Annotated in this window: 18 protein-coding genes; 15 read left to right on the top strand and 3 right to left on the bottom strand. The window is 58.8% G+C overall.

Annotated features, from left to right (window positions below; genetic code table 11):
- Window positions 1-105: 105 nt before the first annotated feature.
- From G6L97_RS11150 to G6L97_RS11120, 7 genes are all read left to right on the top strand, one after another.
- On the top strand, window positions 106-3,102 hold the full coding sequence (locus tag G6L97_RS11150; RefSeq protein ID WP_003516728.1) for a 2-oxoglutarate dehydrogenase E1 component: 2,997 nt from the start codon (window positions 106-108) through the stop codon (window positions 3,100-3,102).
- Between the two features lie 53 nt (window positions 3,103-3,155).
- A complete protein-coding gene (gene odhB / locus G6L97_RS11145; protein ID WP_111782586.1) occupies window positions 3,156-4,388 on the top strand; it encodes a 2-oxoglutarate dehydrogenase complex dihydrolipoyllysine-residue succinyltransferase in 1,233 nt (410 codons plus the stop codon).
- Window positions 4,389-4,456: 68 nt separating this feature from the next.
- Complete coding sequence (locus G6L97_RS11140) at window positions 4,457-4,870, top strand: MAPEG family protein (protein WP_013636885.1); 414 nt, start codon at window positions 4,457-4,459, stop codon at window positions 4,868-4,870.
- Window positions 4,871-4,884: 14 nt separating this feature from the next.
- Window positions 4,885-5,529, top strand: a complete 645-nt coding sequence (locus G6L97_RS11135) for a LysE family translocator (protein WP_003516732.1) — start codon at window positions 4,885-4,887, stop codon at window positions 5,527-5,529.
- A gap of 64 nt (window positions 5,530-5,593) precedes the next feature.
- Entirely contained in the window at window positions 5,594-7,000 is a 1,407-nt protein-coding gene (gene lpdA / locus G6L97_RS11130) for a dihydrolipoyl dehydrogenase (RefSeq protein WP_019566054.1), read from the top strand.
- A 112-nt stretch (window positions 7,001-7,112) separates the two neighbouring features.
- Window positions 7,113-7,613 (top strand): cytochrome b, encoded by a 501-nt coding sequence (locus G6L97_RS11125; RefSeq protein ID WP_111782587.1) that lies wholly within the window; start codon window positions 7,113-7,115, stop codon window positions 7,611-7,613.
- A gap of 167 nt (window positions 7,614-7,780) precedes the next feature.
- The gene (locus tag G6L97_RS11120; protein WP_003516737.1) at window positions 7,781-8,269 is read left to right on the top strand and encodes a DUF2867 domain-containing protein; all 489 of its coding nucleotides are present in this window, start codon (window positions 7,781-7,783) and stop codon (window positions 8,267-8,269) included.
- On the opposite strand, the gene G6L97_RS11115 is transcribed toward G6L97_RS11120, so the two are convergent.
- The gene (locus G6L97_RS11115) at window positions 8,253-9,347 is read right to left on the bottom strand and encodes a TraB/GumN family protein (RefSeq protein WP_065659926.1); all 1,095 of its coding nucleotides are present in this window, start codon (window positions 9,345-9,347) and stop codon (window positions 8,253-8,255) included. The two genes, G6L97_RS11120 and G6L97_RS11115, sit on opposite strands and share 17 nt — an antisense overlap.
- An 80-nt stretch (window positions 9,348-9,427) precedes the next feature.
- Window positions 9,428-10,375 (bottom strand): tyrosine recombinase XerC, encoded by a 948-nt coding sequence (locus G6L97_RS11110; RefSeq protein WP_035252387.1) that lies wholly within the window; start codon window positions 10,373-10,375, stop codon window positions 9,428-9,430.
- A gap of 144 nt (window positions 10,376-10,519) precedes the next feature.
- On the opposite strand from G6L97_RS11110, the gene G6L97_RS11105 reads away from it, so the two are divergent.
- The 8 genes from G6L97_RS11105 to fdhD all read left to right on the top strand — a co-directional run bounded on the left by G6L97_RS11105 (window position 10,520) and on the right by fdhD (window position 19,573).
- Complete coding sequence (locus tag G6L97_RS11105) at window positions 10,520-12,736, top strand: primosomal protein N' (protein WP_003516742.1); 2,217 nt, start codon at window positions 10,520-10,522, stop codon at window positions 12,734-12,736.
- A gap of 77 nt (window positions 12,737-12,813) precedes the next feature.
- Entirely contained in the window at window positions 12,814-13,200 is a 387-nt protein-coding gene (locus G6L97_RS11100) for an AGROH133_08824 family phage infection protein (RefSeq protein WP_065659924.1), read from the top strand.
- A gap of 261 nt (window positions 13,201-13,461) precedes the next feature.
- Complete coding sequence (locus G6L97_RS11095) at window positions 13,462-14,028, top strand: F0F1 ATP synthase subunit delta (RefSeq protein ID WP_173739219.1); 567 nt, start codon at window positions 13,462-13,464, stop codon at window positions 14,026-14,028.
- Window positions 14,028-15,557, top strand: a complete 1,530-nt coding sequence (gene atpA, locus G6L97_RS11090) for a F0F1 ATP synthase subunit alpha (RefSeq protein WP_003516747.1) — start codon at window positions 14,028-14,030, stop codon at window positions 15,555-15,557. The genes G6L97_RS11095 and atpA overlap by 1 nt, the downstream gene beginning before the upstream one ends.
- A gap of 30 nt (window positions 15,558-15,587) precedes the next feature.
- Window positions 15,588-16,466, top strand: a complete 879-nt coding sequence (locus tag G6L97_RS11085; protein WP_003516748.1) for a F0F1 ATP synthase subunit gamma — start codon at window positions 15,588-15,590, stop codon at window positions 16,464-16,466.
- A gap of 23 nt (window positions 16,467-16,489) precedes the next feature.
- Window positions 16,490-17,944, top strand: a complete 1,455-nt coding sequence (gene atpD / locus G6L97_RS11080; RefSeq protein WP_003516750.1) for a F0F1 ATP synthase subunit beta — start codon at window positions 16,490-16,492, stop codon at window positions 17,942-17,944.
- Between the two features lie 127 nt (window positions 17,945-18,071).
- Window positions 18,072-18,482 carry a F0F1 ATP synthase subunit epsilon gene (locus G6L97_RS11075; protein ID WP_003516751.1) on the top strand — a complete coding sequence of 137 codons (411 nt, stop codon included), beginning with the start codon at window positions 18,072-18,074 and terminating at the stop codon, window positions 18,480-18,482.
- A 275-nt stretch (window positions 18,483-18,757) separates the two neighbouring features.
- Entirely contained in the window at window positions 18,758-19,573 is an 816-nt protein-coding gene (gene fdhD / locus G6L97_RS11070; RefSeq protein ID WP_111782589.1) for a formate dehydrogenase accessory sulfurtransferase FdhD, read from the top strand.
- Between the two features lie 43 nt (window positions 19,574-19,616).
- Here the strand turns inward: fdhD and G6L97_RS11065 are convergent, their stop codons facing one another.
- Window positions 19,617-21,353: a methyl-accepting chemotaxis protein gene (locus G6L97_RS11065; RefSeq protein ID WP_162686659.1), complete on the bottom strand. Its 1,737-nt coding sequence runs from the start codon at window positions 21,351-21,353 to the stop codon at window positions 19,617-19,619.
- Window positions 21,354-21,717 lie beyond the last annotated feature (364 nt).

Here is a 21,717-nt window from a genome sequence, read left to right as displayed (position 1 = left end):
CAGACGGCATACCGCCCCGGCGGCAGACAGCAATAATCAAGCGGCAGGCCGATAAACGGCCCTAACGGCATCGAGGAGGCGGACGGACAAGTCCGCAAGAACACAATGGCAAGGCAAGAAGCGAACGAGCAGTTTCAGATCACGTCGTTTCTGGACGGCGCGAATGCAGCCTATATCGAGCAGCTCTATGCCCGGTACGAAGAGGATCCCTCTTCCGTGTCGCCGGAGTGGCAGAGCTTCTTCAAGGCGTTGTCCGACAATCCGGAAGACGTGAAGAAGGCAGCCAAGGGCGCCTCCTGGAAGCGCGCCAACTGGCCGATCCCGGCAAACGGCGACCTGGTATCCGCGCTTGATGGCAACTGGGCTACGGTCGAGAAGGCCATCGAGAAGAAGGTTCAGGCGAAGGCCGAGGCCAAGAGCGCCGATACCGGCAAGGCCGTCAGCCCGGCCGAAGTGCTTCAGGCGACCCGTGACAGCGTCCGCGCCATCATGATGATCCGCGCCTACCGCATGCGTGGCCATCTGCACGCCAAGCTCGACCCGCTCGGCATCGCCAGCGCCGTTGAGGACTATAACGAGCTTTCGCCGAAGTCCTATGGCTTCGAGGAAAGCGACTACGACCGCAAGATTTTCATCGATAACGTCCTCGGTCTCGAATACGCGACCGTGCGCGAAATGGTCGACATTCTCGAGCGCACCTATTGCTCGACGCTCGGCGTCGAATTCATGCATATGTCCAACCCGGAAGAAAAGGGCTGGATCCAGGAACGCATCGAAGGTCCCGACAAGGGTGTGGACTTCACGCCGGAAGGCAAGAAGGCGATTCTGTCCAAGCTCGTCGAAGCCGAAGGCTACGAGCAGTTCCTCGACGTGCGTTTCAAGGGTACGAAGCGTTTCGGCCTCGATGGTGGTGAATCGCTGATCCCGGCACTTGAGCAGATCATCAAGCGCGGCGGCCAGGACGGTCTGGAAGAAGTCGTGCTCGGCATGGCTCACCGCGGCCGCCTGAACGTTCTGACCAACGTGATGGGCAAGCCGCACCGCGCCGTGTTCCACGAGTTCAAGGGCGGTTCGTTCAAGCCTGATGACGTCGAAGGTTCCGGTGACGTGAAGTACCATCTCGGTGCCTCCTCAGACCGCGAATTCGACGGCAACAAGGTTCACCTCTCGCTGACGGCCAACCCGTCGCACCTTGAAATCGTCAACCCTGTCGTCATGGGCAAGGCCCGCGCCAAGCAGGACCAGCTTGCCAAGACATGGGACGGTGACATCATTCCGCTGTCGGAACGCGCCAAGGTGCTGCCGCTCCTGTTGCACGGCGATGCCGCTTTTGCGGGTCAGGGCGTGGTAGCCGAAATTCTCGGCCTCTCCGGCCTGCGCGGTCACCGCGTTGCCGGTACCATGCACTTCATCATCAACAACCAGATCGGCTTCACGACGAACCCGGCCTTCTCGCGCTCGTCGCCCTATCCGTCCGACGTTGCCAAGATGATCGAGGCGCCGATCTTCCACGTTAACGGTGATGATCCGGAAGCGGTGGTTTATGCGGCAAAGGTTGCAACCGAATACCGCATGAAGTTCCACAAGCCTGTCGTCATCGACATGTTCTGTTACCGTCGCTTCGGCCATAACGAAGGCGACGAGCCTGCGTTCACGCAGCCGAAGATGTACAAGGTCATCCGTGGCCACAAGACTGTCGCCCGCATCTATGCCGACCGCCTGATTGCGGAAGGTCTGATCACCGAAGGCGACTTCGAGAAGATCAAGGCCGATTGGCGCGCCCATCTCGAACAGGAGTTCGAGGCAGGCCAGTCCTACAAGCCGAACAAGGCCGACTGGCTGGATGGTCAGTGGTCCGGTCTGCGCGCCGCCGACAATGCCGATGAGCAGCGTCGTGGCAAGACCGGCGTGCCGATGAAGCAGCTGAAGGAAATCGGCAAGAAGCTGTCGACCATTCCGGAAGGCTTCAGCGCACACCGCACGATCCAGCGCTTCATGGAAAACCGTGCTCAGATGGTCGAGACCGGTGAGGGGCTGGACTGGGCGATGGCTGAGGCTCTGGCCTTCGGTTCGCTGGTCGTAGACGGCCACAAGATCCGCCTGTCCGGTCAGGACTGCGAACGCGGCACCTTCTCGCAGCGCCACTCGGTTCTCTATGATCAGGAGACTGAAGAGCGTTACATCCCGCTTGCCAATCTTTCGCCGACGCAGGCCCGCTACGAAGTCATCAACTCGATGCTTTCGGAAGAAGCGGTTCTTGGTTTCGAATATGGCTATTCGCTTGCCCGCCCGAATGCACTTACGCTCTGGGAAGCCCAGTTCGGCGACTTCGCCAACGGCGCCCAGGTTGTGTTCGACCAGTTCATCTCTTCGGGTGAACGCAAGTGGCTGCGCATGTCCGGTCTCGTCTGCCTCCTGCCGCATGGTTATGAAGGTCAGGGTCCGGAACATTCGTCCGCCCGTCTGGAACGCTGGTTGCAGATGTGCGCCGAAGACAACATGCAGGTTGCCAACGTTACGACGCCGGCTAACTACTTCCATATCCTGCGCCGCCAGATGAAGCGTGACTTCCGCAAGCCGCTCATCCTGATGACGCCGAAGTCCCTGCTGCGTCACAAGCGCGCCACCTCGTCGCTTGCGGAGCTTGCAGGCGAGTCCTCCTTCCACCGTCTCCTGTGGGACGATGCGGAGGTCATCAAGGATGGTCCGATCAAGCTGCAGAAGGACTCGAAGATCCGCCGCGTCGTCATGTGCACGGGCAAGGTCTATTACGATCTGCTCGAGGAGCGTGAAAAGCGCGGTATCGACGACATCTACCTGCTGCGTGTCGAACAGCTCTATCCGTTCCCGGCCAAGGCGCTCATCAACGAGCTTTCCCGTTTCCGTAACGCGGAAATGGTCTGGTGCCAGGAAGAGCCGAAGAACATGGGTGCGTGGTCGTTCATCGATCCCTACCTTGAATGGGTTCTGGCGCATATCGACGCCAAGTACCAGAAGGTCCGTTACACGGGCCGTCCGGCTGCCGCCTCTCCGGCGACCGGCCTGATGTCCAAGCATCTGGCGCAGCTTGCTGCGTTCCTGGAAGACGCGCTGGGAGAGTGAGAACTCTCCCGCATCGCCCCGCAAAAAAGACACCCGAATAACGGAACTAGATCATGGCCACTGAAATCCGCGTACCAACCCTCGGCGAATCCGTCAGCGAAGCGACCGTCGGCACCTGGTTCAAGAAGGTCGGCGATACCGTCAAGGCCGACGAACCTCTCGTTGAACTCGAAACCGACAAGGTTACCGTCGAAGTTCCGGCGCCCGCCTCCGGCGTGCTGACCGAAATCGTCGTGCAGAACGGCGAAACCGTCGGTCTCGACGCCCTTCTCGGCCAGATCGCCGAAGGTGCTGCCGGCGCTGCAACTTCTGCACCCGCGGCAAAGCCTGCTGCGCCTGCTGCTGCACCGGCACCTGCCGCAGCCGTGGCCGCCGCTCCTGCTGGCAGCGTCATGCCACCGGCACCGGCCGCCGGCAAGCTGCTTGCTGAAAACAACCTTTCCGCCGATCAGGTCGATGGTTCGGGCAGGCGGGGCCAGGTTCTGAAGGGCGACGTTCTCGCCGCTGTTGCCAAGGGTGTTTCGGCACCTGCCGCCGCTCCGGTCGCTGCTGCTGCTCCCCGTCCGGTTTCTGCCGAGCAGGATCAGGTTCGCGAAGAGCGCGTCAAGATGACCCGCCTGCGCCAGACGATTGCACGTCGCCTCAAGGATGCACAGAACACGGCCGCCATGCTGACCACCTATAACGAGGTGGACATGAGCGCCGTCATGGATCTGCGCAACCGCTACAAGGACGTTTTCGAGAAGAAGCACGGCGTCAAGCTGGGCTTCATGGGCTTCTTCACCAAGGCCGTGACCCACGCGCTGAAGGAACTGCCCGCGGTTAACGCTGAAATTGACGGCACGGACATCATCTACAAGAACTATTGTCACGTCGGCATGGCTGTCGGAACCGACAAGGGTCTCGTCGTTCCGGTCATTCGCGATGCCGATCAACTCTCCATCGCTGGTGTCGAAAAGGAACTCGGCCGTCTCGCCAAGGCAGCGCGCGACGGTTCGCTCGGCATGGCCGACATGCAGGGCGGCACGTTCACCATCACCAATGGCGGCGTCTACGGCTCGCTGATGTCCTCGCCGATCCTCAATGCGCCGCAGTCGGGCATCCTCGGCATGCACAAGATCCAGGAGCGTCCGGTCGCCATCGGTGGTCAGGTCGTCATCCGTCCGATGATGTATCTTGCGCTCTCCTACGATCACCGTATCGTTGACGGCAAGGAAGCCGTGACCTTCCTCGTTCGCGTCAAGGAAAGCCTCGAAGATCCGGAACGTCTGGTTCTCGATCTCTGATCGGTCTTGCTTTTCGTTTCAGCGGGGTTTCAAGTCGATCCCGCTGAAATGCCATCAGGAGAGCGAAAGTGCAGCCGACATTTCTTGCCGCGTCACCCTTTTTGCCGCTGATCGGGCTCAGCGTTCTGCTGCTGGCCGCCCACATTGCGCTGCAGGGAATGACGGCAACGCGTGAATTCGGGCTGGACTGGAATGCCGGTCCGCGGGATGCTGAAAAGAAGCCGCAGGGCAGGGTTGCCGGACGCGCCGCGCGTGCCTCGGCGAATTTTCGCGAGACCTATCCCGCTTTCATTGCGCTCGCCTTCGGTGTCATCATGGCCGGCGATCCGTCCGGGCTGGCCTTCACCGGCGCTTTGATCTGGCTGATCTGCCGGGTGGTCTATATTCCACTTTATCTCGCTGGTGTGCCCTATATCCGCTCGCTGGTCTGGCTCGGTTCGATGCTCGGTCTTGGGCTGATGCTTTTCGTGTTGATGTTTTAGAGGTTGATTTTCCCATGCATCAGTATCTGATCGAACTTGCATCCCTGATGGCGATCTTCTTTTTCGCGATCGTTTCTCCCGGCGCCGATCTGGCGATGGTCATGCGTCAGGCCATGGTGCATGGGCGCAAGCAGGCCATCATCACCAGCTTCGGTGTTGGCACATCCCTGATGTTCCACGTCACCTATACGATTCTTGGACTTGGTCTCATCATTTCCCAGTCGATCTATCTCTTCAACATCGTCAAGTGGTTGGGTGTCGCCTACTTGATCTATATCGGCATCAAGGCGCTGCGCGCCGGCAAGACCGAATTGCCGGCTGCGGAAGGCGAAGATGGCGTTCGGGCCAGAAGCGGCCAGACTGCATTGAAGGCCTTCACGCTCGGTTTTGCCGCCAACGCGCTCAACCCCAAACCGGTGTTTTTCTTCCTGTCGATCTTTTCGACGGTGGTTCACGCGCATACGCCTGTTGGCATCAAGTTCGGATATGGGCTCGTCATGGCAAGCTGCCTTATCCTGTGGTTCGTCGGCGTCAGCCTGTTCATGACGACGCCTCGCATGCGCGCAGCTTTTCAGCGCGCCAGCCAATGGATCGACCGCACCAGTGGCGTGGTCTTCATCGCTCTCGGTATAAAACTCGCAACGGAAAAAGCGGCCTGAGTTTCAGGTCAAACGGAAGCAGGGCGGTTCAAAATCCTGCCCGCAATCAATCAGGAACAGAAACATGGCATATGATGTAGTGGTAATCGGTACGGGTCCCGGCGGTTATGTTTGCGCGGTCAAGGCGGCACAGCTTGGCTTGAAGGTCGCAGTGATCGAAAAGCGCGCGACCTATGGCGGCACCTGCCTCAATGTCGGCTGCATTCCTTCCAAGGCATTGCTGCACGCTTCCGAAACCTTCGCGCATGTGGCCCATGGCGTTGATACGCTTGGTATCGAAGTCGCCGCTCCGAAGCTGAACCTCGAGAAGATGATGGGGCACAAGGACAGCGTGGTGAAAGCCAATGTCGACGGCGTTGCCTTCCTGTTCAAGAAGAACAAGATCGATGCCTTCCAGGGCACGGGCAAGGTTGTATCCGCCGGCAAGGTCTCCGTCACCAACGACAAGGGCGAGAGCCAGGAAATCGAAGCGAAGAACATCGTCATCGCCACCGGTTCTGATGTTGCTGGTATTCCCGGCGTCCAGGTGGATATCGATGAAAGCGTCATCGTTTCCTCCACCGGCGCGATTGCGCTCTCCAAAGTTCCGGAAAAGCTCATCGTGGTGGGCGGCGGTGTCATCGGCCTCGAGCTTGGTTCGGTCTGGTCGCGTCTTGGCGCGAAGGTCACCGTCGTCGAATATCTCGACACCATTCTCGGCGGCATGGATAGCGAAGTCTCCAAGCAGGCTCAGCGTCTGCTCGCCAAGCAGGGTCTCGATTTCAAGCTCGGTGCCAAGGTGACGGGCGTTGAAAAGACGGGAACCGGCGCAAAGGTGGTGTTCGAGCCGGTCAAGGGTGGCGCGGCTGAAACGCTGGAAGCCAACGTTGTGCTGATCTCCACCGGTCGCAAGCCCTACACCGAGGGTCTCGGCCTTGCGGAAGCCGGTGTCGTGCTCGACAGCCGCGGCCGTGTCGAAATCGACGGCCACTTCAAGACCAATGTGGATGGCATCTACGCCATCGGCGACGTGGTGAAGGGCCCGATGCTGGCACATAAGGCGGAAGACGAGGGCGTCGCTCTTGCGGAAATTCTCGCCGGCCAGCGCGGCCATGTGAACTACGATGTTATTCCGGCCGTGGTCTATACGCAGCCGGAAGTCGCTTCCGTCGGCAAGACGGAAGAAGAACTGAAGGCCGCTGGCGTCGCCTACAAGGTTGGCAAGTTCCCCTTCACCGCCAATGGTCGCGCCCGCGCCATGCAGGTGACTGATGGGTTCGTGAAGATCCTCGCTGACAAGGAAACCGACCGGGTTCTCGGCGGCCATATCGTTGGTTTCGGCGCTGGCGAAATGATCCACGAGATCACCGTGCTTATGGAATTCGGTGGTTCCTCGGAAGATCTCGGCCGCACCTGCCATGCGCATCCGACCATGTCGGAAGCGGTGAAGGAAGCGGCGCTGGCAACTTTCTTCAAGCCGATCCATATGTGATTGTAGCCAATATTAAATTTCAGCCATAAAGAGAACCCCGGCTTGCAATGCAAGCCGGGGTTCAGCATAGTTGCGCCATAGCCTGTCTAACCTTTTGATAAAAGGCAATAAAATGGCGTCCTCCACTCAAGTTTCCTTCTCCGTTCCGCAGCGTATCCTTCACTGGACGATGGCGCTTCTGATCTTCTTCAACCTGTTGTTTACGGACGGCATGGCCCATGCGTATCGGTTGATGCGGCGGGGTGAAACGCTGACGCCGGACCAGATCTCCTCGGCCAATATTCACGCGTATGTCGGCTTTGCCGTCCTGTCCCTTGCGGTTCTGCGCCTCTGTCTGCGGTTTTTCCAGGGGGTGCCGCCGCATCCCGCCAATGAACCGCGCGCTTCTCAAATCGCCGCGAAGGTCGCGCATTTCACCTTTTACGCGCTGTTTTTTGCCCTGCCATTGTCGGGCATTGCGGCCTATTATTTCGGCGCGCGAGTAGCAGGAGAATTGCATTCCGGGCCGTTCAAGGGGCTGATGTGGGTATTGATCGCCGGCCACGTCGCCGCAGTTCTGGTTCACCAGTTCTACTGGCGCACCAATGTTCTGAAGCGAATGACGCACGGCTAACGCATTCCCGCTTTTCCAAAAGCGAAGACGCTCTATCTCTCTGTCTTTTCGTATTTTCTGAAGCTAAACCCGCTCGAATCGCCATTAGCGGCGGTTTGTCACGTTCCCGGATGATTGGAAATAGTGATGATGAGCCTCGCCATACAAGGCGGCAATGAGGTTATGGGATGCGGGATAGCGAAGACATATTGCCGGGCGCGGACTGGCGGGATTGCTTTGAAGGAGAGATGGTGACGGCCGCATCGAGTTCACTCGATGTGAGCAGACTACTCCTCGATCATCCTCCGGCATGGATCAGCGGCCTTATGGCGCTTCGAAACCGTCTCGTATCGCTTTTTGGTCTCAGAACGGTCGAGCTGGCGGCGGGTACTTCGGCGGGCGGATTTCCAGTGCTGTCGTCTACTGCGGACCGGACCGTGCTCGGCTTTGACGACAACCATCTCGATTTTCGTATCGTCGTCGATGTGGAACAGGAGCCTGGTCGGCAGATCGTGAAGGTCACGACTATCGTCCGGCGCAAGAACCTGTTCGGGCGTCTCTATCTTTTCGTCGTCGGTCCGTTTCATCGTCGCATCGTGCCGGCGACGATGCGGCCGTTTTGCGCCAATGTCCGCCCCGTCAAGACCGGAGACGAGTGGATCAGTCGACCCGTGTGAGGGTAAAGCCCTGCGCACGCAGGAGTTCAATTACGCCTTCTTCGCCCGGCAGGTGCAAAGCGCCGACGGCCATGAAGACATTGCCTTTGGCAAGCTCAGGGGCCGATCGCTCCGCCATGACGTGGTTGCGATCGGTGATGATGCGTTGCTCGAAGGCGGCGTAGCCCTGGTCATTTTCAGACGCTTTCTTGGGATCGATGCTCTTCAGCATGGGCATGGTCATGCCGATATCACCGCTGACATAAAGATCGGTCATGGTCGTCATGATGTCGTCCATGCGGTCGCCCAATTCGAGCGTTTCGATCAGCGCCTGCAGATGAAATTCCATTGGCAGCTCAGACATGGCCGCAAGCTGCTCCACCATGGTCTCCAGCCCGACAAGATGCTTTCCGTCCGCGACTGCATCTTCAGCGAGCTTCTTATCCAGGAAAGACAGGCCAGTGGCCTTGCGGGCAAATTCGCAGGCGGGAAGGGCGACGAAACTCGACAGCATCCATGGCTTCATGCGCGAAACGGCACTCAGCGGAATGCCGCGCTCCTTAAGACCCTTTTCAAGGCGTGCGACATTTTCGGGTGACAGGATGTCGGTGATCGACTTGCCGTCCAGAAACATGGTGAGGTCGGGTCTTGTCAGCAGCGATGCCGCAATTTTCTTGTCATCGACGATTTCGTCCGATTCCACGATGACCGTCGCGGCTTTTTCAAACGCGGGTGTTGCGGCGGCTGGCATGCCAAGAACACGTGGATCGGTGACATGCATGGTGCCGAGAAGAAAGGACGGCGCCGTTCCAGCTTTTTCGATGCGCCAGAAGTTGCCCTTGCCGTTCGGGATAGCTGCCGCTTCCTGTTCGATCTTCGCGAAGCCCCGCGGGTCGCTCTTGCGCATCTCCACGAGAATATCGCTGCCCGTGCAGCTTATCTCCTGTTCGGCGGCTTGCGCTTCACCCAACGATAGCAACGTCGCGAAGAGGATTGCGACAGCAGTGACGTGCAGCGCGGCGAGCAACCAGAGCAGGGTGTCGCCGGTCTTGCCCATCAGGGTGGCGGTGAGATTTTGTGGCTTTATCAGGCTTTGCATAGGTACCATCCGGTTCTAGTCCACTTATAGAACGGCGGCTTGGACGTCTGATTAATGACTATGGTTAAGCATTTCCTGCTTCATGCGCGCGGGTGGGCATTATCGTAGATTTCCAGCAATCTTGCGGTATCGACGCCGGTATAGATCTGCGTGGTGGAGAGGCTGGCATGGCCGAGCAGTTCCTGAATGGTGCGCAGGTCGCCGCCGCCGGCCAGTAGATGGGTGGCGAATGAGTGGCGCAGCGCATGCGGTGTGGCGTTTTCCGGCAGGCCGAAAGCGCCACGCAACTTCTGCATCTCGCGCTGGATGATGGCAGGTTGCAGCTTGCCGCCGCGCGCGCCGAGGAATAGCGGCTGGTCGGCAGCCAGATGATAGGGGCAGAGCTTTTTGTAGGCCTCAACCGCTTCCGTTACCACCGCCAGCAAAGGCACCATCCGGGTCTTGTTGCCTTTGCCGGTGATGCGAAGGCTGCGGGCGTCGGGCGTGAAATCGGCCGGAGCCAGCCCGAGCGCCTCGGAGATGCGAAGACCGCAGCCATAAAGAAGCGAGAGAACCGCAGCGTTACGGGCGGCAATCCACGGCTCTTCATTCAATTGCGCCTCGGTGGTGGTTATTTTCAGCGCCTGCCGGTCCGTCAGCGGTTTCGGCAGAGATTTCGGCTGTTTCGGCGAGCGCATGGCGGTGGCCCCGGCCGCATTCACCAGACCTTTCTTTTGCAGATAGTGCAGAAAGGAACGCAGGCCCGCCAGATGCCGCCCCAGCGAGCGTGCGCCGGCGCCTTCCCTGCGACGACTGGCCAGAAAGGCGCGAAGATCGACCGGGCGCAGATCGGCGATATCGGCGATTGAAGCTGGCTTGCCGATATAGCCGGTGAGGAATGTCAAAAACTGGCGAGTGTCGCGCTCGTAGGCCTCGACGGTATTGTCCGCAAGGCGGCGTTCACCGGCAATCGCGGCAAGCCAGGATTGGCGCTCGTTCAAGAGATCGGGTGTGGCAAAAGTCAGAATTTCGGTCACGGGGCGCTCCATTCCTCTCCCAACGCTATGCCCTTATGGTCAGTATTTGGTTAAGGCTTGCGCCTGGGCTTTGCATCTGGCGTGGACTTTACCGGGGTCTGCCATTACATCCGGGCGGTTTCCTTTTTCATTCCGCCGGGGCATGTTCGCCACATCATGGCAAAAGATTCGTCCGATCTGTTTGGGGCTCTGTTCGACCCGCCGTCGCTCACGCGCACGGTGCCCGTTCTCGTGCCGATGCCGGCGCCGGGACCCTACAGTTATGCCGTGCCTGACGATATGGTGGTGGAGACCGGCTCCATCGTTCAGGTGCCGCTTGGACCACGGCAGGTCTTCGGCGTGGTGTGGGACGATGCAGGAGAGAAGAGCGTCGATCCGAAAAAGCTGCGGCCCATCACCAAGAGTTTCGAGTGCCCGCCGCTGAAAGCGGAAATGCGGCGCTTCATCGATTGGGTTGCCGCCTACACGCTCTCTCCGCCCGGCCTTGTGGCGCGCATGGCCCTACGCGCGCCCGCCGCCTTCGATCCCGAACCCATGATCGAGGGGCTGCGGCTGACCGAAGGCAGGCCGGAGCGGCTTACTCCCGCCCGCGAGAGAGTGATGGAGCTGGCGGCCGAGGGCCATGGCTGGACGAAGAGTGGCCTTGCCCATGCCGCCGGCGTTTCTACCAGCGTTGTCGATGGTCTGGTCAAGCAGGGCGTATTCGAGACGGTTTTTCTGCCCGCGCCGCCCGTTGTGGCCGAGCCTGATCCTGACTATGCCGAGCCGCGACTGGAAGGCCCGCAGAAACAGGCGGCATCGGAAATTCTCGAGGATGTGCGCAAGGGTGGTTTCCATGTTTCACTGATTGATGGTGTGACCGGCTCCGGCAAAACCGAGGTCTATTTCGAGGCGGTGGCGGAAACGCTGCGACAAGGCAAGCAGGTCCTCATCCTGTTGCCGGAAATCGCGCTGACGGCGGCCTTCCTGGATCGCTTTCACGACCGCTTCGGCGCCAAGCCGGCGGAATGGCATTCTGATCTGTCGCCGCGCATGCGCGAAAAGGTCTGGCGACAGGCGGTGACGGGTGAGGTGAAGGTGGTGGCCGGCGCGCGCTCGGCGCTGTTCCTTCCCTTCGACAATCTCGGCCTCATCATCGTCGATGAGGAGCATGACCCGGCCTACAAGCAGGAAGACCGCGTCTTTTACAATGCCCGCGACATGGCGGTCGTCAGAGCCCGGATCGGGGATTTCCCGGTGGTGCTGGTCTCCGCCACGCCGTCAGTGGAAAGCCAGGTCAACGGCAGTTCTGGCCGCTATAACACCATCCATCTGCATACGCGCTTCGGCGATGCGGCGATGCCCGATCTGCATCTGATCGATATGCGTCGCCATCCGCCGGAAAGGGGAGGGTTTCTTTCGCCGGTTCTCCTGCGCGGCATCGGCAAAACCATCGAAAAGGGCGAGCAGTCCCTGCTCTTTCTCAATCGTCGCGGTTACGCGCCGCTGACGCTTTGCCGGGTCTGCGGTCACCGTTTCCAGTGCCCGCAATGTTCGAGCTGGCTGGTGGAGCACCGGTTCCGCAATCAACTGCAATGCCACCAGTGCGGTCACAACGAGCCGACGCCGGACCATTGCCCGGAATGCGGCACCTTCGATCATCTGGTGGCCTGCGGGCCGGGGGTAGAGCGGATCGCCGAGGAGGTGGAGAAACACTTTCCCGAGGCCCGCACCATCGTGCTCTCCTCTGACCTGATGGGCGTCAAGCGGCTGCGTCTGGAGCTGGAGGCGATCGTAAAGGGAGAGGCGGACATCGTCATCGGCACGCAGCTGGTTGCCAAGGGGCACAACTTCCCCCTTATGACGCTTGTCGGTATTGTCGACGCCGATCTCGGGCTTGCCAATGGCGATCCGCGCGCAGCGGAGCGAACGTTCCAGCTGCTCTCGCAGGTGACCGGTCGCGCCGGGCGAACCGGGCTGAAAAGCCACGGCCTGTTGCAAACCTACCAGCCGCAACACCCTGTCATGCAGGCAATCGTGTCCGGTGATGCATCTGCCTTTTACGAAAGGGAGATCGTGGAGCGGGAAAAAGCCGTTCTTCCGCCTTTCGGACGGCTTGCCTCAATCATCGTTTCCGCTGATACGCGTGCGGAGGCCGAAACCCATGCGCGGGGTTTAAGGGCAGCAGCACCGCAGGTTACGGGCATCATGCTGCTCGGCCCGGCGGAAGCGCCGCTGGCGCTTATCCGTGGCCGGCACCGTTTTCGCCTGCTGGTGCATGGGCGGCGCAATTCCGACATGCAATCCTTCCTTCGAACGCTTCTGGCCAATGGCCCGAAGGAACGGGGTAGCGTGCATGTGCAGCTCGATATCGATCCGCAAAGTTTCCTTTGAACTTTATCAATGGGGACGTTTTCCCGCTGTCATGACCGTGTCATAACGCAGCAGGCAAAAATGATTTGGGGAACGAGATGGAGTTTTATTTTCCCGCCGAATTAGGCGAGCAGCTGGCCTTCGGCGCTGCGGTGGTGTCGGTCGTGATCGGCCTCTTTTTCATGTTTGCACCAGGCGCTACTCTGCGTGCCTTCGGTCTGCAGGCGATCGGCGAGCGCCGGGATGGTTACGCGCTTGTGCGCTCGTCGCTTGCCGGTTTTTATCTCGGCCTCGGTGCTTCCGCCCTGCTTCTGGCGCAGCCCATGGTCTATCTCGCCTTCGGTGCGGCTTTCGGTCTCAGCGTGTTTGGCGGCATTCTCTCCATTCTCTCGGATGGAGGCGCAACAGTGCGGAATTTCATACTTCTGGTTGTACACCTTCTGTTGTCTGCACTGTCGTTGAGCTACGTGTTCGGACTGGTCTGAGACGGGCTTTTTGGCTTTTGTGCCGCACCTGCGGCGCATCCTGGGCGGAATCGGAAAATTTAAACGCATTCCCCCTTGCCCAAACGGCGCTTTCCGCTATTACGCGTGTTGCGAGTCCCGGCGTCCTATGCTAGACGGACCGCGAAATTGGGAAAAGGCAGGGGGGAATTCCGGTCTTTTTCGGGGAAATTGAAACGATTTCAAGAATTTGATGCGGAGGATCCCCCTCGCTGATGTTCTTGGACGATTAGCAGGGAAAAAGTGCCCGTGGCAGATACCTCCCATGGAACATCCGGTGTAGCCGAAAGGTATGCATCGTCGCTTTTCGAGCTTGCTTTGGAAGCGGGTGCGGTCGAGGCAGTTGGAGCCGATCTGGACAGGTTCGGCGCACTTCTCGATGGAAGTGACGATTTGAAGCGTCTGGTTGCGAGCCCGGTGTTTTCCGCCGAGGATCAGTTCAAGGCAATCACCGCAATCTGCGAGAAGGCCGGTCTTGCCGGTCTTGCTGTCAATTTCCTCAAGGTCGTTGCGAATAACCGCCGTCTGTTTGCCGTTCCCGGCATGATCCGCGCCTATCGCTCCATTGCTGCTGCCCATCGCGGCGAAATTACCGCCGAGGTCACCTCGGCACATGCGCTCGACGAAGCGCAAGAAACTGAACTGAAGGCGGCGCTGAAGAGCGTTACCGGCAAGGATGTGACGGTTTCCGTTACCGTTGATCCTTCGATCCTCGGTGGCCTGATCGTCAAGGTTGGTTCTCGCCAGATCGATACGTCTCTTCGCACCAAACTTTCCACCCTTAAGCTTGCACTGAAAGAGGTTGGCTGATGGATATCCGCGCCGCGGAAATTTCCGCAATTCTGAAAGATCAAATCAAAAATTTCGGCAACGAGGCGGAAGTCTCGGAAGTCGGTCAGGTGCTTTCCGTCGGTGACGGTATCGCCCGCGTCTATGGTCTCGACAATGTTCAGGCCGGCGAAATGGTTGAGTTTCCCGGCGGCGTTCGCGGCATGGCGCTCAACCTCGAAGCCGACAACGTCGGTGTGGTTATCTTCGGTTCTGACCGTGCCATCAAGGAAGGCGACACCGTAAAGCGGACTGGCGCTATCGTTGACGTTCCGGTTGGCCCGGAGCTGCTCGGCCGCGTCGTTGACGCCCTTGGCAACCCGATCGACGGCAAAGGCCCGATCAACGCCGCCAAGCGTTCGCGCGTTGACGTCAAGGCTCCCGGCATCATTCCGCGTAAGTCGGTTCATGAGCCGATGTCGACCGGCCTCAAGGCTATCGACGCCCTCATCCCGGTTGGCCGCGGCCAGCGCGAGCTCGTCATCGGCGACCGCCAGACCGGCAAGACCGCGATCATTCTTGACGCGATCCTGAACCAGAAGGCCATTCACGACAATGGTCCGGAAGGCGACAAGCTTTATTGCGTCTACGTTGCTATCGGCCAGAAGCGTTCGACTGTTGCCCAGTTCGTAAAGGTTCTGGAAGAGCGCGGCGCCCTGCAGTATTCGATCATCATTGCTGCCACGGCTTCCGACCCGGCTCCGATGCAGTACCTGGCACCGTTTGCCGGTTGCGCCATGGGCGAATACTTCCGTGATAACGGCAAGCACGCCCTCATCGGTTATGACGACCTTTCCAAGCAGGCCGTTGCTTACCGTCAGATGTCGCTTCTGCTGCGCCGTCCTCCGGGCCGCGAAGCTTATCCGGGCGATGTCTTCTACCTTCACTCCCGTCTTCTGGAGCGCGCTGCAAAGCTCTCCGACGAAATGGGTGCTGGCTCTCTGACGGCTCTGCCTGTCATCGAAACCCAGGGCAACGACGTTTCGGCCTTCATTCCGACCAACGTGATCTCGATCACCGACGGCCAAATCTTCCTTGAAACCGACCTGTTCTACCAGGGTATCCGTCCGGCCGTTAATGTCGGTCTGTCGGTTTCGCGCGTTGGCTCTGCCGCCCAGATCAAGGCGATGAAGCAGGTCGCCGGTTCGATCAAGGGTGAACTTGCCCAGTATCGCGAAATGGCCGCCTTCGCCCAGTTCGGCTCGGACCTTGACGCTTCCACGCAGCGCCTGCTTAACCGCGGTGCCCGCCTGACCGAGCTTCTGAAGCAGCCGCAGTTCTCTCCGCTCAAGACGGAAGAGCAGGTCGCGGTGATCTTCGCCGGTGTCAACGGTTATCTCGACAAGATCCCGGTCGCGCAGGTCGGCAAGTTCGAGCAGGGTCTGCTCTCCTACCTCCGCTCGGAAGGCAAGGCGATCCTCGACACCATCCGCACGGAAAAGGCAATCAGCGACGATACCAAGAGCAAGCTCAAGGGCGCTCTCGATAGCTTCGCGAAGTCTTTCTCGTAATTAGGGCTCTTTTACTCGGACGGATAACGGATGCCTTCACTAAAGGATCTGAAAAACCGCATTGCCTCCGTAAAGGCGACGCAGAAGATTACCAAGGCGATGAAAATGGTCGCCGCGGCGAAGCTTCGGCGCGCCCAGGAAGCTGCGGAGGCCGCCCGGCCTTATTCTCAGCGCATGGGCGCCGTTCTTGCCAACATCGCCAAGGCGGTCGAGGCGGACGTCGCTCCGGCGCTGATGACCGGCACCGGCAAGGACAACGTGCATCTGCTCGTTGTCTGCACGGCTGAACGTGGTCTTTGCGGCGGTTTCAACTCGCAGATTTCCCGTTTTGCCCGCGATCAAGCCCGCAAGCTGATTTCCGAAGGCAAAACGGTCAAGATCATCACGGTCGGCAAGAAGGGTTACGACAGCCTTCGTCGCGAATTCGCAGCTAATATCATCGAGCGCATCGAACTGCGCGAAGTGAAGAAGGTCGGTTTCGAAAACGCCGACCAGATCGCCAAGAAGGTGATCTCCCTGTTCAATGCGGGTGAATTTGACGTCTGCACGCTGATCTACTCGGAATTCAAGTCCGTCATCAGCCAGATCCCGACCGGTCTGCAGCTTATTCCTGCCGCAGTCCCTGTTGTGGAAGAGGTTGAGGCAACGCAGAGCGCCGTCTACGAATATGAGCCTGATGCGGCTTCTATTCTGGAAGACCTTATTCCGCGCAACATTTCGGTTCAGGTTTTCCGGGCTCTGCTCGAAAACGTTGCCGGTGAAATGGGCGCCAAGATGAGCGCGATGGACAACGCAACGCGCAATGCCGGTGATATGATCAACAAGCTGACGCTTTCCTACAACCGTCAGCGTCAGGCTCAGATCACCAAGGAACTCATTGAAATCATTTCGGGCGCGGAAGCGCTCTGAGGTAAGGAAAGAGGGTAAGGATAATGGCTAAGGCAGCTACCCCCAAGAAAACCGCAGCGGTGAACGGCGCGGGCAAGGTTACCCAGGTTATCGGCGCTGTTGTCGACGTGGCGTTCGAAGGCGAACTGCCTCCGATCCTCAACGCGCTCGAAACCGATAACAACGGCAACCGCCTGGTTCTGGAAGTCGCTCAGCATCTCGGCGAAAACGTCGTACGCACGATCGCCATGGACTCGACCGAAGGTCTCGTCCGCGGTCAGGTCGTCGCTGATACGGGCGCCCCGATCGAGGTTCCTGTCGGTCTGGAAACGCTCGGCCGCATCATGAACGTCATCGGTGAGCCGGTTGACGAAGCAGGTCCGATCGTAACGGCCAAGAAGCGCGCCATCCACCAGGACGCACCGTCTTACGTCGAGCAGTCGACTGAAGGCCAGATCCTCGTTACCGGCATCAAGGTCGTTGACCTTCTGGCTCCTTACGCCAAGGGCGGCAAGATCGGCCTGTTCGGCGGCGCTGGCGTTGGCAAGACGGTTCTCATCATGGAACTGATCAACAACGTCGCCAAGGCGCACGGTGGTTACTCGGTATTCGCCGGCGTGGGTGAGCGTACCCGCGAAGGTAACGACCTCTATCACGAAATGATCGAGTCGAACGTCAACAAGCTTGGCGGCGGCGAAGGTTCCAAGGCAGCTCTCGTTTACGGCCAGATGAACGAACCGCCGGGCGCCCGCGCTCGCGTCGCTCTGACCGGTCTGACGATCGCTGAAAACTTCCGCGACGAAGGCCAGGACGTTCTGTTCTTCGTGGACAACATCTTCCGCTTCACGCAGGCTGGTTCGGAAGTGTCGGCTCTTCTCGGCCGTATTCCTTCGGCTGTGGGCTATCAGCCAACGCTCGCAACCGACATGGGCCAGATGCAGGAACGCATCACCACCACGAACAAGGGTTCGATCACCTCGGTTCAGGCGATTTACGTTCCCGCCGACGACTTGACCGACCCTGCGCCGGCCACTTCGTTCGCGCACCTTGACGCAACGACGGTTCTGTCGCGTTCGATCGCAGAAAAGGGTATTTACCCGGCTGTTGACCCGCTCGACTCCACCTCGCGCATGCTCGACCCGATGATCGTCGGTGAAGAACACTACGAGGTTGCCCGTAAGGTTCAGTCGACCCTGCAGCGCTACAAGTCCCTTCAGGACATCATCGCCATCCTCGGCATGGACGAACTGTCGGAAGAAGACAAGCTGACGGTTGCCCGCGCCCGTAAGATCGAGCGCTTCCTGTCGCAGCCGTTCTTCGTTGCCGAAGTCTTCACCGGTTCTCCGGGCAAGCTCGTCGCACTCGAAGACACGATCAAGGGCTTCAAGGGCCTGGTCAACGGCGAATACGACAGCCTGCCGGAAGCAGCTTTCTACATGGTCGGTTCGATGGAAGAAGCCATCGAAAAGGCAAAGAAGCTGACTGCTGAAGCTGCCTGATTATGAATTGGCGGGCGCGTGGTTCGACCACGCGCCTTGCCGACGATGACGGTGAAACCGGAACGGCTTTGCCGGCGTTTTAATAAAAGTCCGTGACGCCCGCGTAATTGAAAAGAAGTGAATAGCCATGGCTGACAGTTTCAAATTCGATCTCGTTTCCCCGGAACGTCTGCTCGTTTCCGAAACGGTTACGGAAGTCGTCATTCCGGCTACGCTGGGTGAGATGACGGTTCTGGCCAATCACGCGCCCACCATGACGACGATCAAGCCGGGCCTGGTGACGGTGAAATTCGCCTCTGGCGAAACCCATAAATACGTCGTTTTCGGTGGTTTTGCCGATATTCTTCCGACAGGTTGCACGCTTCTCGCCGAATCCGCTGTTTCGGCTGACGATATGTCCCCTGACACGCTGCAGAAGCGCATCGATTTGGCCAAGGCCGAAATTCAGGAAGGCAATCATCACCACGAGCATCTGACCAAGCTTGAAAAGCATCTCTACGAACTGACGAACCTGCATGAGGTTCTCGTCGCCGCTTGAAAGCACCGGGCGGGTTCGAAAGAATGACTGTCCACACAATATCCAAAACAAAAAAGCGGCCGTTTCGGTCGCTTTTTTGTTTTTGGCCACTGCCTGTTTTCTTAAGCAGGCAGAAAATCTGAGTTCTCGTTCCAGTAAAGCGTCTCGGTCCGCTCATTACGTTTGCGGAAATCGATTCCGAATTTCAGGGCGATAGGCTAGACATGAGGGTGAGAAGTAGCATCGCTGTTGTCGATCGAGAGCAGACGAGAAGTCATGCTTCTTGTCATGGAGGGATGATCGCCGTGTCGATAGAAGCCAGTTATCGAAGGGTCGCAAGATCCGCGCTGCGACAGGGCGCCCTTAGCACGGGTGAGCGCGCCGTGCCGGAGGAGGTGCCGGTTGCCTTTTCTTACGGCGGCAGCACCCATGCCGTGATGATGGCTAGTCCCGCTGATCTTGTCGATTTTGCCGTCGGCTTCAGCCTGACAGAGGGCATCATATCGGCACGCAGCGAAATCCGGGCGATAGAGGTCATAGAAGCCGGGCAGGGCTACGATGTCCAGGTGGATCTGATGGATGCCGAGGCTGATGCCCTGCGGGCGAGACGGCGGCATATGGCAGGTCCGGTTGGTTGCGGTCTGTGCGGGATCGAATCCATAGAACAGGCTGTTCGCGTGGTCCCCGATCTCAGCGGCGTGAGAATGTCGATCCACGGTGATGACATCGTTGCCGCGGTGAAAGCACTGAGCGACGCACAAAGCCTCAACCGCGAAACGAGGGCCGTTCACGGTGCGAGTTTTTATAGTCCTCAAGATGGTTTGCTTGCGGTGCGCGAAGATGTCGGTCGCCACAATGCGCTCGACAAGTTGGCCGGTGCTGTCGTGAATGCCGGTATTTCCGCCAAGACAGGCATTGTTGCCGTCACCAGTCGCCTGTCGGTGGAGATGGTTCAGAAGACAGCGATCCTAGGTAGTCCGGTTATGGCAGCAATTTCGGCTCCTACCGCGCTTGCCATCGAAACTGCCGAGAGTGCGGGCATCACGCTTGTTGCGCTGGTGCGGGGTGAAGACTTCGAAATCTTCACCCGTGCGGACCGCGTCATTTTATAATGCCAGTTGCCGGCCGGCATTGGCATCCGGGCTTCGAAGCATACTAAAACTCCGCCCATTCGGGCGCAGCATTTCCATGAGACCTTGCCGTTGCGTATCGCGGCTGTGGTGCTGTCAGCCTCGTTATTGCAGCGGCTCTTTTATCGATCGGCTGGGCGGATGATATCTGTCCTTCGCGGGATATTTTGAACTGCCGCAGCAATTCGTGCAGGTTGTCCGCTTCATTGGCGAGGCCGTGGCTGGCGGCAGTGGTTTCTTCCACCATAGCGGCGTTTTTCTGGGTCGCCTGATCCATAACGTTGACGGCCTGGTTGATTTCTCTCAGACCGTTGGCCTGTTCGCGCGAGGCCTCGACGATGGCCGAGACGTTGGCATCGATTTCGCCCATTTGCGATTGAATATCCCGCAGTGCACCGCCGGTTTTGCCAACCAGATCGACGCCATTGGCGACCTGTTCGCGGGAGGTGTTGATGAGGGACTTGATTTCCTTGGCAGCAACGGCGGATCGTTGCGCGAGTTCCCGCACCTCTTGGGCGACCACTGCGAAACCCTTGCCCGCTTCACCGGCACGGGCAGCTTCCACGCCCGCATTCAGCGCCAGAAGATTGGTCTGGAATGCGATGTCGTCAATGACGCCGATGATGTTGGTGATTTCACCGGAGGAGCGCGAAATCGCGTCCATGGCGGAAATTGCCTGCTGAACGACTTCACCGGAATGTTCGGCATGTTCTCTCGTGCGCAGCACCAGTTTCCCGGCCTCGCCGGCGCGCTGGCTGGCATCGGTCACGGTGGTGGTGATTTGCTCCAGCGCCGCTGCTGTTTCTTCGAGCGAGGCCGCCTGCTGTTCGGTTCGCTGCGAGAGCTGATCGGCGGCTATGCGGATTTCACCCGAGCCGGATGCGATTGTCGAGGCATTGTGAGCAATCGTCTGCATGGTGGACTGAAGCTTGCCGACCACGTCGTTGAAGTCCTGGCGCAATTTCTCCATGCTGGGCACGAAGCTGCTATCGAGACGCTGCACCAGGTCACCCTCGGCCAGTGCCTGCAAGGCATCGGCGAGAAGGGTGATGGCGCTCATACGCGGCGTCACGTCGGTTGCGAATTTCACAACCTTCACGACTTTGCCCGTCTCATCCAATACCGGGTTGTAAGCGGCCTGGATCCATATCTCCTTGCCATTCTTTCCATAACGAACAAATTCGTCCGAGATGAATTCTCCGGATGCCAGCCGCGGCCAGAAATTGGCATAGGCTGGCGATGCGGCATAGGCCGGATCGCAGAACATACGGTGGTGCCGGCCTTCGATTTCCTTGAGGTCGTAGTTGACAGTGGCGCAGAAATTCGGATTGGCGGTAATGATCGTGCCATCCGGCAAAAATTCGATGGTGGCCTGGGAGCGTGAAAGCGCTTCGAGTTTGCCAGCATCTTCTACAGCCTTGATCTTCTTGGCTGTGATGTCGGTCGCTATCTTGACAACCTTATAGGGTTTGCCTGACCTGAAGACGGGGTTGTAGGAGGCCTCGATCCATATGGTCGATCCATCCTTGCGTATGCGGCGATATTCCTTGCCCTGAAATTCGCCGCGCGCAAGAGATTCCCAGAATTCCTGGTATGCGTGCGATGCGACAAATTCCCGGTCGCAGAAGATACGATGATGCTTGCCGACGATCTCTGCGAGATCATAGCCCAGCGTCACACAGAAATTGCTGTTTGCCGTAAGAATATTGCCTTTAAGATCGAATTCTATGACTGCCTGCGATCTGGATATCGCATCGAGCATATTTCGATTGTCTGCGCTTTTCCCTAACCCCAGCATTAACGTCCCCCAAATAGCGGCCTCGGCGCGCGCTGCCGCACAGGAGGTGTGGTCGGCGCCGTATCATGTTGAACAACGAACAGGTTCTGCCGCCAAAGGCAGCAATGCAGGCACTTGCGACTTGTCAGCCTCGGTCAGGTATCGGACCCCGCGTGATGTGATGTAGGCGCGGTACTGTTCGTCGGCTTTTAATATTAGATATCTATAATATTAAAATGTTCTTATTTAATAAAAGAGACGGTCATGAAAACAAAAACCGCCGGGCAGGTGCTCCGGCGGTTTGGTTCAATGGTCAATAGTCTCGTATTTGAGCCTTTGTTCTTAGGTT

The sequence above is a fragment of the Agrobacterium tumefaciens genome, from assembly GCF_013318015.2.
Lineage (GTDB): Bacteria > Pseudomonadota > Alphaproteobacteria > Rhizobiales > Rhizobiaceae > Agrobacterium > Agrobacterium tumefaciens.
Note: the sequence above shows the minus strand (reverse complement) of the source record. Positions and strands in the feature narration are given on the sequence as shown.